Below are 14,248 nucleotides of genomic sequence, written 5' to 3' on the forward strand. Positions count from 1 at the left end.
ATCCCGTGGCCTCAAACCGCTTTGCATCCATCTTGACCAATGTTGGATGGCCGACTCAACGATCAGGAGATCCGGTCGGTTTGATCGGATTAACCGGCTGCCATCCCGGACATGGCGTTTCAACGATCTCCGGAAAGGTCGCTGAAGCAGCGGCCGCATCGCAGAAGCGAACGTTACTGGTCGACTTCGACTTCGAAAACCCGACACTGCATCGACTGTTGGACTTGCGGCTCGAACCAGGTTTGACGGATTTGATCAACACCGATCAAGACCCAAACACGCTTGTTCAACCGACATCCGATCCCCATTTGTGTTTGCTCTCAGCAGGGAATTGTGATCGCCCGCCGACGTGGAATGAAGAATCAATCCGAGCAATTTTTCGGACGATGCTCGTCGAGTACGATTTGGTCGTTTGCGATATTCCGATTCTAGGAACACAGCCCCACGTCGAGTCAGCTCTCGCATCGATGGACCGTGTATTGCTGGTCGTCGATTACGCAACGACCTCTTCAAACCAATTGACCAGCCGGCGTCGTTTGATGGATCGGTGTGGTATTTCGGTCTCCGGTGTCGTGTTGAATCGCGTGCGTTCGGACTCGGGAGATCGCGGCGTATGAAATCAGCAACGGCGAGGCTACCATCAACCTCCGAACTTCAATGGATCAACTTTTCCCCGGATCGACTGCTCGTGCCAGCGATTTTGTGTTTCTGGGTGTTGTGTTTTATTGGTTTTTCGGAACCCGATGATTGGCGTGTTAGTCGGTTTGGCGTGACCCCGATCCTGCCTCCGGTTGTGCTCAAAGCAATGAAGTTGTTTGGGCGTGGTGGTGCGTTCGGTGTGATGGCTTTTTGCCTGCTCGGCGTGTGGAAACACCCGAAACGGCATCACGTCATTGTCGTGATGGCCCCTATGCTGATGTTCGGTGCCTACGGCGTGGTATCGACATCTTGGTCAGCATTGAAGTCAACTTCACTGCAACAGTCAGCAACCTTTTTCATGGTTCTGATGCTGGCGACCTACATTGGCATTGTATGGCGATCCGATCGGGACACCGAACGAATTGTTAAGAATCTTGCTCTCGCCATCTTTGCGTTGTCCATCGTTATGATTGCGCTTCGATTTGGAATGCCTCGCAGTGGTGCACTCACGAAAGACTCGGCTGGTGTACTGCATTCGACTGCCGCTTGTGCCTCGGGCGGACTGTGCATTCTGCTGACGTTGGCCGCAAGGTTGCTATGGAAATCGCCTTGGAGCTCATGGTGGTTCCCAATCGTTAGCATCGAGCTAGGTATGATGCTACTGGCAGGCAACCGTCTGTCAGTCCTCGTCACCGCACTGACGGTTTTTGCTCTGTTCGTCATCGCGCTGCACCGTGGATTCGCCGCATTGTGCTTGCTTGTCGGCGCGGTGACGCTCAGCGGTTACTTGGTTTGCGATCCTAAACTGACGCTCGTTGAGGCGATGGGAAAGGACGTCGGTGCCTTCGCCAAACAGGACCAAACCAAGTCGCAGCTCGGAAGTTTCTCGGGACGCTCAGAGATGTGGGAACAAATCTGGAGATCTTACAGCAAGTCGCCACTGATCGGGCACGGGTATTTCGTTACCTCCGAAACCGGACGAATCTATGTGTGGCATGAATGGGGAAACTGGACCGCTCACAATGCAGTCCTTCAAACGCTCGTCACTCTTGGCGCAATCGGACTCTTGCTTTTGGCACTCGGTCTCGGCTCATTGACCATCGGGGTCATTTCAGCTCTCAGAAGAGTAAAGGGTATTGAGAACTCCACGATGCTGCTAATACTTATCTCGATGTGGTATCTCGGCTGGAGCTTTCTAAACGAATCATTCACGGGACCCTTGCAGCCCGAAGTAATCGTATTTGGCGCTATGGTGGGCGTCGCCGCCGGAATCGGAGGTGCCGCCCGATCGGAGACATTACGGGCAAACCGCAGCAATCCGCACGCATCGCTCCGTAGCCGAGTGCTACAGCCATGAATAGCAAGAGACCCAAGCTAATCGTTTTGGGGCAAACGCCACCGCCATTGCACGGTCAAGCCGTCGCGATCAAGACCATGATTGATGGATTGTCGGAACGTCTGGATATGATCCATGTGCCGATGCAATTCTCCGAGACCGTTTTCGACAACGGTCGGTTGGGTTTACATAAGGTCACACATTTGCTCTCGATTCTCTGCAAGACGCTTTGGTTGCTGGTTCGGTATCCCGGTTCGGTGTTGTACTATCCACCGGCCCCTGCATCGTGGGTCCCCGTACTACGGGACCTGGCTATTCTTTCGATCGCTCGCCCTTTTGCTTCAAAGACGATTTTTCATTTTCATGCTCATGGATTGGGTAAGTTCCTTGCGGACCGAAAATGGTTGTCAATGTGTTCATGGGCGTGGCGGAAACCAGATTCCGCAGTGGTCCTGGGGCTGTCTTGCGTCGACGATGCGAACTTATTCATGCCTCAAAGTTTGTCGATCGTGCCATACGGTATCGATCTAGTCGCTGGCGTTCGCCGACGCCCGCATTCGACGAAAACCGTCGTCCTCTACGTCGGTATGCTGGCGGAAGAAAAGGGAATCTTTGATTTACTCGACACCGCAAACCATCTGCGAGACCAAAACATCGAATTTCGCTTGGTAGGCACCTACAAGCACAGCGAAACCCAACCGAACTTCGAGGCCAGGAGAGCCGAACTGGGTCTTGAAGATTCTGTCATCACGGTGGGAAGACGCAGCGGCGATGAACTATGGCAGGAATACGCCGATGCGGACATTTTTTTCTTCCCAACCCATTTCGAAACCGAAACATTCGGAGTCGTGATCCTGGAAGCCATGGCACATCGGCTACCGGTGGTCGCATCCCGGTGGCGCGGCCCGAAAGATATCGTCCAAGATGGCGTGACCGGATTCTTATCTCCGCCGTATGATCCGCAATCATTCTCCGATTCAATCCGTCGCCTTTCCAACGACCGTGAACTCAGGTCGCGAATGGGCAGCGCAGGTCACGCACTTTGCAGGGAAAAATACACTCTCGAAAACTATCTCCTGTCCATGGAAAAGGTGTTTGTCCAAGCCAACTGTGCAGTGAAGACAATTTAATTCCTGCGGTTCCATTTCCGGAAGGTCCGCATCATGACTCCAATCTTGTTTAATTTCTGTTTTTCATTGTCCGTAAATCGTCAATAAGACGGTAGTGATCTTACGAAAGACGGCTCCACCGACTCTTGCCCTTACCTTTTAACTTGCTTAATTCTCAACCAACCGTCATCGAGCCCGAATCGCAGCCTACAATTTGGCCGAATAAGTACAGCTTGTTCGGATTGCTGGTCAGCGCAGTCGATTACGATCAAGCTGTTGGTTGTATTCTACAAGCGGCCAAGAATCATGAGGCCGCGATTGTATCATGTCATGCCGTGCACGCCGTCGTCACGCTCAGCAGCGATTCGGAACTGCGCGAGCAAGCCAATCGGTTCGCGATGATCACTCCAGACGGACAGCCTGTTCGTTGGGCACTGAACTCTTTATATCGAACGGATCTTCATGATCGCGTTTACGGCCCTGAATTGATGTGGCGCGTGCTGCGGGAATGCGAGGCAAACGAAGTTTCTGTTTACCTGTACGGCGGATCAGAACGCACACTCGCGAAACTCCACACCAACGTGCAAGATGCGTTCCCACAGCTCAAGATAGCCGGATGCAAGTCACCGCCGTATCGAGAACTCACCAAGGACGAATTGATAAACATCGCCGACGAGATTAACGGCTCGGGCGCGGAGATCGTTTTCATCGGCTTGGGGTGTCCCAAACAGGACAAGTTTGCTGCATCTCAAGCGACTCGGATTCGTGGAATCCAGATCTGTGTCGGGGCCGCATTTGATTTTCATGCCAAGGTGAAGCCCACCGCACCCGCGTGGATGCAACGCTACGGCTTGGAATGGGCGTTTCGGCTCGCGTGCGAGCCTAGGCGATTGTTCAACCGGTATTTAACGACGAACTCCATTTTTGTTTACCGCTTTGTCCAAGCAATCTTTGGAAAGGCATGGAACCAATCCTAGAACGGGTTGGCATTCTCTCACCTACTTTAAAATCTGAAATGAAAAGAAACATTGATTTTGGACGTCCGGTGCTGGTTGCCGGAGGTGGCGGGTTCATCGGCGGTCATTTGGTCGCCGATTTGCACCGGCGCGGATACCGCGACATCCGGGTTGTGGACGTCAAGCCATTCGACCAGTGGTACCAGCGTTTTGAGTATGCCCACAACACGGTCGCGGACCTAAACGACCTGGACAATTGCCAAAACGCCTGTCGAGAAGTGGGTGATGTTTATAATCTTGCTTGCAACATGGGTGGCATGGGATTTATCGAGAACAATAAGGCACTCTGCATGATCTCAGTGCTGATCAATACACACCTCCTCATCGCAGCTCGCGACCAAAAAGCCGAGCGATTCTTTTTTGGCAGCAGTGCATGCGTCTACAACGCGGATAAGCAAGTCAATGAAGACGTGATTCCGCTGAAGGAAAGTGATGCCTATCCGGCAATGCCCGAAGATGGATACGGTTGGGAGAAATTGTTCTCCGAAAGAATGTGTCGTCATTTCCGCGAAGACTTTGGGTTGGAGACGCGAGTTGCAAGGTTTCATAACGTCTACGGCCCCCTCGGAACATGGCAAGGCGGAAGAGAGAAAGCGCCGGCTGCCATCTGTCGGAAAGTGCTTGAAGCGATCCACCATGGGACGAACGAGATTGAGATCTGGGGCGACGGTAAACAAACCAGAAGCTTTACGTTCATCGACGATTGCCTGCACGGGATCAACCTGATTCAACACAGCGATCTGACTGAGCCGATCAACCTCGGATCCAGCGAACTGGTGACCATCAACGGTCTTGTCGATATCGTCGAGCAGATTGCCGGTGTCGAGTTGACCCGCCGATACAACCTTGATGCACCCAAAGGCGTCAACGGGCGGAACAGCGACAACACGATGATCGAAGATCGCCTCGGCTGGTCACCATCAACCCGGTTGCGAGACGGCATGGAAAAGACCTACGACTGGATCTCGGAACAGTTCAACCACCACTTGCAAGCCAAAACGACTTTCACTGCTTGATCGACAAGAATCAAACCAAAATGCCAAAGTCACCCAAAGTATCGATCGGTATGCCGATTTTCAATGGCGACAATTTTGTTGGCAGTGCGATCGAGTCGATCCTTGCTCAAACGTTTTCCGACTTCGAATTGATCGTCTCCGATAATGGCTCGACCGATGACACACGGCAGATCTGCGAACGTTATGCTTCCCTTGATTCACGCATTCGATATCTAAGGCATGACCAAAACGTTGGTGCAATCGCGAACTTCAATTCGCTCGTCGCCTTGGCTCGCGGACTATATTTCAAGTGGGCCGCACATGATGACGTGTGTGCATCGGCCTACCTGGAACGCTGTGTCGAGATACTGGATTCACGCCCCGAAGTGGTTTGGTGTCATTGCGATTCCGACATGATCGACGCCGCAGGCAAGTCCTGGCTGGAGCGAATGCCGGCAAACGATGAAGAGATCGAGTTGGATGGATCAGGCAAACGCCGATGGGCTGGTTTGCCGAGAATCGATCACGACGATCCGCGTCCGAGCAAGCGATTTGCGGGAGTCCTGATGGGGACACGCTGGTGCGTTGATTCCTATGGACTGATTCGTATTGATGCGCTTCACAAGTCCGGTCTCTATCCAAGCATCTACGGTTCGGAAAAAGTTCTCATAGGCGAACTAAGCTTGATGGGACCGACGCATCAAGTTAACGAATGCCTATTTCAGCAACGGATCCATCCCGCCGCCTCAGCCTACCAAGACGATGTAGCGAAGCAACAGCAGTTTGTCCGCGCCGACAGCACCAAGCCTTTTGCATCCACCCGTTTTGCTTTGTTCCAGGCACATCTCGCAGTCGTACGCCGCGCCGAAGTATCGAGATGGCAAAAATTCATGTGCTACATCGCCATACTGCGTTATGCGACCCAAGCCCGCAAATGGATTCGTGTAATGGGGCGGCGCATGCATGGCAAAGGCGTCGGCGGTGGCGGACGAAGGATCATCGAAGCGGGCTCGCAGCACACCGAGCAACTACCGAGCGGAGCATCACAATGACAAACCTCTCGGACCACCGGTGTGTCGCATGTGAAGGCGTCGACTTGTTTGAGTTTTACCAGTTGACGCATCTTCCTGCTGACACAGGATCACTCGCGTCGACCAAGCAAGAAGCGGTAGAATCGCTTAGCGGCGAGTTACGGCTTGCATTTTGCCGAACTTGCGGGTTCGTGCATAACGTTGCTTTTAATCCGGACCTTGTTCGCTACTCTCTTGGTTATGACGCTTCACTGTGTCATTCCCCAGGCCTTGCCATCGCGATGAACGACTCGGTGCATGCGCTCGTCAACGATCACCAGCTAGAAGGCAGATCGATTCTAGAAATTGGATGTGGCCAAGCACACCTACTTCGGTCGATCTGTCAACACGCCAGCGTCAAGGCGGTCGGAATTGACCCTACCACTTTGGAAGCTGAATTGCAGATCGGTACTAGCCAACTGCGGCTGATCCGTAGCAGTCTTCAAGAGTCACACCGAGAGCTTATCGGTGATCTGATCATTTGTGTTTCGGTGATCGAGGACATCGCGGAACCTCTGAGTTTCCTTCAAATGTTGCGTTCCATGATTGGCGATCGAAAGACATCGCTGCACTTCGAACTGTTTGACGGATTTGGTGCCATCGATGCCGGCAGCGTTTGGAGCCCCCATTACGAACAATGCAACTACTTCAGCGAAAGTACGATCTGCCATCTTTTTCGACGGGCCGGTTTTAACATTGTCCGCAGCGGACGAGTGCCCTCTTGCAGTTCATATCTGTATGTTGACGCCGAACCATCCGAACCCCAATTGCCTGGTGTCGTCGACCTGAAGGAGCAGATTCTCGCCGCAGAACGTTTTGAAAGCGAAACTCGCAAACAAATCCATCATTGGTCAAGCCAACTCCATCAATTCTCGTCCGACCACAAGCGTGTCTTCCTTTGGGGGTCCGGTGGGAAGGCAATCAGCTTCCTTAGCTTAGTTCCCGGGTCAGATTCCATCGAAGCAGTTGTCGATGTCAACCCGAACCGCCAAGGCTTGTATATTCCCAAGTCTGGGCACTTGGTGATCTCTCCTGAAGAACTTCGAAGCGAGAGGCCTGATGTCATCATCATCAGCAACCCAGCCTACCAAAGTGAAATCGAATTGGAGCTGCTGCGTCAGGGGATTGAATGTCTGGTGGTGGCAGCCTAGATGAACACAATCAAACAACCTTCACGAGTCACAACATGAGCAAGTTCGAACGATCTCGTGCGATGCAAAGACGGGTTCACGAGGTGATCCCGGGAGGCTGCCACACGTATGCGAAGGGTGACGACCAATTTCCCTATCTATCGCCCGGGTTCATCACACGTGGAAAAGGGTCGCATGTATGGGATGTTGATGGAAATGAGTACATCGAATACGGGATGGGGTGCCGCGCCGTTTCATTAGGGCACGCTTTTCCACCGATCGTCGATGCAGTTCGCCAGGAGCTGGAGTACGGCTCGAACTTCACTCGTCCGGCAGCAGTCGAACTGGAGTGTGCCGAAGTGCTATTGCACCATATCGGCAACGGCGACATGTGTAAATTTGCGAAGGATGGATCCACCGTCACCACAACCGCCTTGAAGTTGGCACGCGCTTATACCGGACGCGATCGTGTGGCCCTTTGTGCAGACCAGCCCTTCTTCGCGATTCATGATTGGTTCATCGGGACGACTGGCATATCAGCCGGTATCCCCCAGGCGATTCGCGATTTGTCATTAGTGTTTCGATACAACGACCCTGAGAGTCTCGAGTTTCAATTTAGAAAGTTTCCGAATCAAATCGCCGCAGTGATTCTCGAGGCGGCCAAGTACGAGGATCCGCAGGACGATTTCCTGCATCGCGTTCAAGAGATTTGCCATCGTCATGGTGCGATATTCATCCTCGATGAGATGATCACGGGCTTTCGTTGGCATTCACGCGGGGCTCAGCATTTATACGACATTGAGCCGGACCTTTCGACGTTCGGAAAGGCGTTGGCAAACGGGTTCTCAGCGTCGGCCCTCATTGGCAAGCGCGAACTAATGCGGAGATGTGGGATCTACCACGACGAGCCGCGCGTGTTTGCCATGTCGACCACCCACGGCGCTGAAACCCACGCACTTCGCGCCGTCATGGCGACCATCGACTTCTATCAAAATTATCCGGTGGTGGAGACTCTCGAACGTCAAGGACAAAAGCTAGTTGACGGAATCAAGGCGGCGGCGATTCACCATGGTCTTGAAAATCATGTGGATGTGATCGGGCGTCCGAGTTGCCTCGTGTTCACGACCCGTGACGCCGACGGTGAGTACTCCCAAGCGTTTCGAAGTCTGCTGATGCAGGAACTCATCAAGCATGGTGTCTTAGGTCCATCGTTGGTTATCAGCTACTCGCACGACGATGACGACGTGGCTAAGACGATTGCGGCATATGACAAGGCCATGGAGGTGTATCGCAACGCACTCGAAAATGGCGTCAACCACTACTTGATCGGGCCCGTTTCTCAAGTCGTCTATCAGCCGTTCAACTCCCCGGGATTTTCATCGGCCTACACGGAGGTCCCATGAAAGACCGACCGCTGGGATGGGAGATGCATTCCCTCGTCAACCGACTTTTTCCGGTTCACCGCAGCATGACCGGGGATGGTGCGCGTGAAACCTTTGATGAACTCCAAAGATTGATTCCCTTGACCGTTCACGAGGTGCCCTCCGGCACCCAAGTCTTTGACTGGGTAGTACCGAAAGAGTGGCGCATCGACGATGCATTCATTGCAACCCGCGACGGAAAGCGTTTGGTCGACTACGCGAACTCGAATTTGCACGTTGTCAACGACAGCATCGCGATCGACGCAACGATGCCATGGAGTGCGCTCGTTCCACACATCCATAGCCTCCCCTCTCGTCCACACGCGATTCCCTATCGAACAGCCTATTTCCGCCAGGATTGGGGCTTCTGTGTTGCGCACTCACTTCGAGAGTCGATGGCAAACATCAATGACGATTTCTATGTCCACATTGATTCCGAACACTTTGACGGCTCGCTCACTTACGCCGAATGTACGTTACCGGGAAAGTCCGAACGTTCCGTATTAATATATTGTCACACTTGCCATCCGTCGTTGGCCAATGACAACCTGTCAGGCATCGCCGTCGCAACTTTCCTTGCGAAATCACTTCAGAACATTGACCACCGATTAACGTATCGTTTTGTTTTCGCACCGGCAACGATCGGAGCGATCACTTGGCTAGCAGAGAATGAATCAACAGTTGTACCGCTTATCGACTACGGACTGGTGCTGAGCCTACTCGGCGGAGGCGGTGGGTTTACCTACAAACGTTCGCGGCAACACAATTCGGCAATGGACAGGATCGCGGTGAATGTTGTCCATGCATCCGGAGGTGAAGTAAGAGATTTTCGCCCCTTCGGTTACGACGAACGTCAGTTCTGTTCGCCAGGATTCAATCTACCGGTCGGGTGCCTCTCACGCACGCCTCACGGTGAGTTTCCCGAGTACCACACGTCCGACGACAACCTCGGATTAGTAACCGCCGACGATTTGTTCGAAGCTTTGCATGTTTGCGAACGCATGGTTCAGAAGATCGAAGCGTCAACGCCGAATCATCGCCAATCCAACACTCAAGGCGATCCTCTCGAACGAAGCCATCTCCCGGACGCGGACTCATCTCCAACACAACAATCGTCTTCTCGAGAACGCCCGGTCAATCGCTTATCAACCTGCGAGCCTTTTCTTGGAAAGTACGATCTCTACCGAGGATTTGGTCAGCACGACGATCGCGGCCGCCTACAAGAAGCCATCATGTGGGTGCTCAACCTAAGCGATGGACGGCATACGACGAGTGAGATGGCAGAGCGTTCCCACCTCGAAGAAACCGAGATTGTTCGAGCCATCACAACTCTTGCGAGCACCGGGCTGCTCGACCCTGAAACCATTCCCCAAAACATTCCCTTCCAAAAGGAATTCAAATGACAAATGTTCTCATTGACGCGAACCACAACGAAACGACTCGCCGCGAACGACTCTATGCAGGCGATATCTATGTTTACTCGCCAACCAAAAGCACAAAAGCGATCTGTCAGTTAGCGGACGAACTGTCACGCGAAGCCTTCCATCCATTCACACCGGCAACGGCGCAACATGACCTTCCAGTTGAGAAGTATGTCGAGATTCTGAAGGACTTAAAACCGAAATTCATTCACCACCCCGAATGCAAAAAAATCATCCCAGCGATCCTGTCGGAACTCGGTTGTGTCAATGACCAAACCTATTTTGATGTACCTCGCCTGCGAACCGCCTGTGCGGGGGATTACCTTTCAACCGGGATGGCATACGCTTTCAAGCCGCATCGCGACACGTGGTATTCACCGCCGATGTCTCAAATCAACTGGTGGATGCCCGTTTATCCGATTAGCTCCGATAACACGATGGCGTTCCATCCAAAGTACTGGGATCGGCCGGTCCAAAACAACTCGGCACGATTCGACTACCAAGATTGGAACAGTCGAGGGCGTGTCGAGGCGGCAAGCCAATCCGTCAAACAAGACACACGATTCCAGTCGGCGGCGATCGAACCGGTCGATCTCGAAGATGACCTACGGATAACCTGTCCTCCCGGCGGCATCATTGTTTTTGCGGCCGCTCACCTTCACTCAACCGTTCCGAACACTTCTGATCAAACGCGATTCAGTATCGACTTTCGCACAGTGGATCGTCGCGACATCGAACGAAATGAAGGTGCCCCCAATATTGATAGTGAAGCGCAAGGAACCACGCTGATGGACTATCTGCGTGCAACCGACCTTTCGCATTTCACCCATGAGGAAGTTGATCGCGAAATGAATAGGATAAAATATCCACTCAACCCGACGCCGGCAGATTTGGTTGAGGAATCGCTCGCATGAGCAATCCAGCAGGATCAACGACCGAGCGACAAAAGCGTTCCATGCATGACAAGCCGACTTCAATGCGTTGTCGCTGCTGCGGTGCGGAGGTCACCCATCTCGTGGTTGACTTAGGACTATCGCCATTGTGCGAAAGCCTCGTTCATGCGGACCAACTCGATCAGCCTGAGACGTTTTACCCGCTTCGAGTTTATGTCTGCGATCAATGCTGGCTTGTTCAGTTGCATGATCATGTCAGCGGAGTCGAAATCTTTGATGACAAATATGCATACGCATCGTCCATGTCGAGCACTTGGCTAGCACACTGCGAATCGTTCGTCGAGGAGATTTCTAGCCGGTTGGATCTAAACGCGAACTCCTTCGTCGTCGAAGTCGCTAGCAATGACGGATATCTACTCAAGAATTTCGTGCAACGAGGGGTGCCGTGCTTGGGAATCGAACCAGCGAGCCTACTTGCGGCGGCCGCCGAGGCAAAAGGGATTCCAGTTCGAAGAGACTACTTTGGTCGTCGACTTGCCGCAGTACTTTCGAAAGAAGGCATAAGGGCCGACCTGATGATCGGCAACAATGTGTTGGCACACGTTCCCGACCTACATGACTTTCTTGGCGGATTCAAACAGACTCTCGCGATGAATGGAACAATCACTTTTGAATTCCCTCACCTTCTGAACCTAATCCAAAAGAATCAGTTCGATACGATCTACCAAGAACACTACTGTTATTTATCAGTGATCGCGTTACAGCGGGTGTTCGCAATAAATGACCTGCGAATCTATGACGTCGAAACGCTTCCCACCCATGGCGGATCGTTGCGGATCTATGTTTGTCACACTCAGTCGCAGATTTCTACAGAACTTTCGGTCTCTCGACTAATCGACCACGAGCGTACAGCGGGGCTCGATACACTGGCGATCTACGATTCGTTTGCTCAGTCCGTTTGCGAAACGAAGTGGAAATTACTCGAATTTCTCATCGCAGCTCGCCGTGCCGGAAAACGTGTTGCGGGATACGGCGCTCCGGGAAAAGGAAACACACTGTTGAACTATTGCGGAATTCGCGAGGACTTAGTCGAGTTCACTGTTGATAGGAATCCAATGAAACAGGGAACGTTCTTGGTCGGCTCGAGAATTCCAGTCTATGAACCCGATGTGATCGATCGCGAACGTCCAGATTATATCCTGATACTTCCCTGGAATCTTCGCGACGAAATCATTGAACAACTGAAACATGTGCGTGACTGGGGTGCTCAGTTCGTCGTGCCTATCCCGCATCTCGAAATAATCCCTTAAAGAGAAACTCAAATGAAAGTAGTCTTATTCTGTGGTGGTTTCGGGATGCGAATGCGAGGATACTCGGAATCCATCCCAAAACCGATGGTCGGTATTGGATACCGTCCTGTTTTATGGCATGTAATGAAATACTATGCCCACTTCGGTCACAAGGATTTTATTCTATGCCTTGGCTGGAAAGCCAATATCATTAAAGACTATTTTCTGAAGTACGACGAATGCGTGTCGAACGATTTCTCGATCAGCGGTGGCGGTCGCACGATCGATCTTCTAAGTCGCGATATTGAAGACTGGAATATCACTTTCTGTGATACAGGTACGTCCGCCACAATTGGGGAGCGTTTGCTTTCTATCCGCGAACACATCGGTGACGATCGAACGTTTTTGGCCAACTATACCGATGGGCTTACTGATCTTGAGCTTCCGAGATTGATCGAGTTTCACGAGCGTCACGACTCCACCGCGACTTTCTTGTCAGTGAGGCCGACGCAGTCGTTTCATAAGATCGAGACGGATGAAAGCGGAAAGGTTCACCTCGTCCAGGCAATCTCCGAGGCTAACGTTTGGATGAACGGAGGTTTCTTCGTTTTTTCGAACGAGATCTTCGAACAACTTCGTCCCGGCGAAGACATGGTTGATCACGCATTCGCAAGACTAGTCGATCGTGGAAAGTGCTACTCACTGAAACACGACGGATTCTGGGGATGCATGGACACCTACAAAGAGATGCAGCAGTTGCAAGACATGTACGACAATGGGAGCACACCTTGGACTGTGTGGGGACGAAGCAAAACGCGTATGGAATCGCAGACGAATAGCAACTCAGTCGCCGCGAAACCATCGGATCAGGCAAGGAGTTAACGAAGTGAATGTCCTTCAATTTGCTAACGTACGATCTGTCCTGTGTCTCGGAGCGCATCCCGACGACATTGAAATCGGTTGCGGCGCCACGCTCGAGACAGTTTTTCCGAAAGACACAGAAATGCGTTGGGTCGTGTTTTCCGGCAATGAAGTACGGCGGCACGAAGCTGTCGCGAGCGCTGATTGCTGGCTTAACGACTTTCCAAGCTCCTCGCTGGCAATGCATGACTTCGAGGACGGCTGTTTTCCAGCATGTTGGCGATCGATCAAGCGAGTATTTGCCGAACTATCACTCGAATACAATCCTGACGTGATATTCACACATTATCTGCATGATCGACACCAAGACCATCGGGTCCTCGCCGAGCTAACTTGGCAAGCATTTCGCAATCACACCATTTTAGAGTACGAGATACCGAAGTTCGAGGGAGATTTGGGGCACCCCAATGTCCATATCCCGATCGATCCAAAGCGAATGAAATCGAAAGTCGATCGTCTGTTGCAATTTCACCATTCCCAAGCATCCAAGCATTGGTTTGATCGCGAAGCTTTTCTTGCGAATGCACGCCTTCGCGGGATTGAATGCGATACACGCTATGCCGAGTCATTTCACGCACGCAAGTTAGTGATCCAATGATTCGTTTTTTCCCTCGGTCGTCGTTTATCGAACTGAATCCCGTCATGATGGCCATCGTTTGGGCCGTATTGAGCGTCTTCGTTTGCATCATTGGTTCATTCAACGATTTTGTCCGACATCAAGTGTTTTTCTCTCGAGACGACCCAATCGCGGAAATGCATCACCAACCGGACCTAGTCGAGGAGCCGAGCCTTTCGCAGTGGTTCGGATCATCACTGCATCTATCTGCCGTGTTTCTCCTTATTGGAATTGGGATGTCGATTGGACGAGAGATGCACTGGAGCTGGTCCGGGATTTCAGCAATTGCGCTTTTGGCATTCGCTGGCGAAGTTTTGAGGGTTTTCGAAATGAGAGACCGACCTATCCGGGAACTTCTCGGAGAAAGAATACTTGGATCGATTCTCGTCCTA

Annotated in this window: 13 protein-coding genes; all 13 read left to right on the forward strand. The window is 52.1% G+C overall.

The window, feature by feature from the left end; genetic code table 11:
• Positions 1-5 precede the first annotated feature (5 nt).
• The 13 genes from Pla100_RS14330 to Pla100_RS14390 all read left to right on the forward strand — a co-directional run bounded on the left by Pla100_RS14330 (position 6) and on the right by Pla100_RS14390 (position 13,838).
• Positions 6-617 carry a P-loop NTPase family protein gene (locus Pla100_RS14330; protein WP_197167938.1) on the forward strand — a complete coding sequence of 204 codons (612 nt, stop codon included), beginning with the start codon at positions 6-8 and terminating at the stop codon, positions 615-617.
• Positions 614-1,996 (forward strand): O-antigen ligase family protein, encoded by a 1,383-nt coding sequence (locus Pla100_RS14335; protein WP_146578381.1) that lies wholly within the window; start codon positions 614-616, stop codon positions 1,994-1,996. The genes Pla100_RS14330 and Pla100_RS14335 overlap by 4 nt, the downstream gene beginning before the upstream one ends.
• The gene (locus tag Pla100_RS14340) at positions 1,993-3,105 is read left to right on the forward strand and encodes a glycosyltransferase family 4 protein (RefSeq protein ID WP_146578382.1); all 1,113 of its coding nucleotides are present in this window, start codon (positions 1,993-1,995) and stop codon (positions 3,103-3,105) included. Before Pla100_RS14335 ends, Pla100_RS14340 begins: the two co-directional genes overlap by 4 nt.
• 212 nt (positions 3,106-3,317) lie before the next feature.
• Positions 3,318-4,061, forward strand: coding sequence for a WecB/TagA/CpsF family glycosyltransferase (locus Pla100_RS14345; RefSeq protein WP_146578383.1), 744 nt, complete (start codon positions 3,318-3,320; stop codon positions 4,059-4,061).
• Positions 4,062-4,099: 38 nt separating this feature from the next.
• The gene (locus Pla100_RS14350; protein WP_146578384.1) at positions 4,100-5,116 is read left to right on the forward strand and encodes an NAD-dependent epimerase/dehydratase family protein; all 1,017 of its coding nucleotides are present in this window, start codon (positions 4,100-4,102) and stop codon (positions 5,114-5,116) included.
• Positions 5,117-5,136: 20 nt separating this feature from the next.
• Positions 5,137-6,147 carry a glycosyltransferase family 2 protein gene (locus Pla100_RS14355; RefSeq protein ID WP_146578385.1) on the forward strand — a complete coding sequence of 337 codons (1,011 nt, stop codon included), beginning with the start codon at positions 5,137-5,139 and terminating at the stop codon, positions 6,145-6,147.
• Positions 6,144-7,316 (forward strand): methyltransferase domain-containing protein, encoded by a 1,173-nt coding sequence (locus Pla100_RS14360; protein ID WP_197167941.1) that lies wholly within the window; start codon positions 6,144-6,146, stop codon positions 7,314-7,316. The genes Pla100_RS14355 and Pla100_RS14360 overlap by 4 nt, the downstream gene beginning before the upstream one ends.
• A gap of 35 nt (positions 7,317-7,351) precedes the next feature.
• A complete protein-coding gene (locus tag Pla100_RS14365; protein ID WP_146578387.1) occupies positions 7,352-8,698 on the forward strand; it encodes a glutamate-1-semialdehyde 2,1-aminomutase in 1,347 nt (448 codons plus the stop codon).
• On the forward strand, positions 8,695-10,119 hold the full coding sequence (locus Pla100_RS14370) for a DUF4910 domain-containing protein (protein WP_146578388.1): 1,425 nt from the start codon (positions 8,695-8,697) through the stop codon (positions 10,117-10,119). Before Pla100_RS14365 ends, Pla100_RS14370 begins: the two co-directional genes overlap by 4 nt.
• Complete coding sequence (locus tag Pla100_RS14375; RefSeq protein ID WP_197167942.1) at positions 10,116-11,051, forward strand: hypothetical protein; 936 nt, start codon at positions 10,116-10,118, stop codon at positions 11,049-11,051. Before Pla100_RS14370 ends, Pla100_RS14375 begins: the two co-directional genes overlap by 4 nt.
• Entirely contained in the window at positions 11,048-12,340 is a 1,293-nt protein-coding gene (locus tag Pla100_RS14380; protein WP_231603054.1) for a class I SAM-dependent methyltransferase, read from the forward strand. The genes Pla100_RS14375 and Pla100_RS14380 overlap by 4 nt, the downstream gene beginning before the upstream one ends.
• Positions 12,341-12,352: 12 nt before the next feature.
• Complete coding sequence (locus Pla100_RS14385; RefSeq protein WP_146578389.1) at positions 12,353-13,201, forward strand: sugar phosphate nucleotidyltransferase; 849 nt, start codon at positions 12,353-12,355, stop codon at positions 13,199-13,201.
• A complete protein-coding gene (locus Pla100_RS14390; RefSeq protein ID WP_231603055.1) occupies positions 13,095-13,838 on the forward strand; it encodes a PIG-L deacetylase family protein in 744 nt (247 codons plus the stop codon). Before Pla100_RS14385 ends, Pla100_RS14390 begins: the two co-directional genes overlap by 107 nt.
• The last annotated feature ends 410 nt before the right edge of the window (positions 13,839-14,248 follow it).

This window comes from Neorhodopirellula pilleata (genome assembly GCF_007859915.1).
GTDB lineage: Bacteria > Planctomycetota > Planctomycetia > Pirellulales > Pirellulaceae > Rhodopirellula > Rhodopirellula pilleata.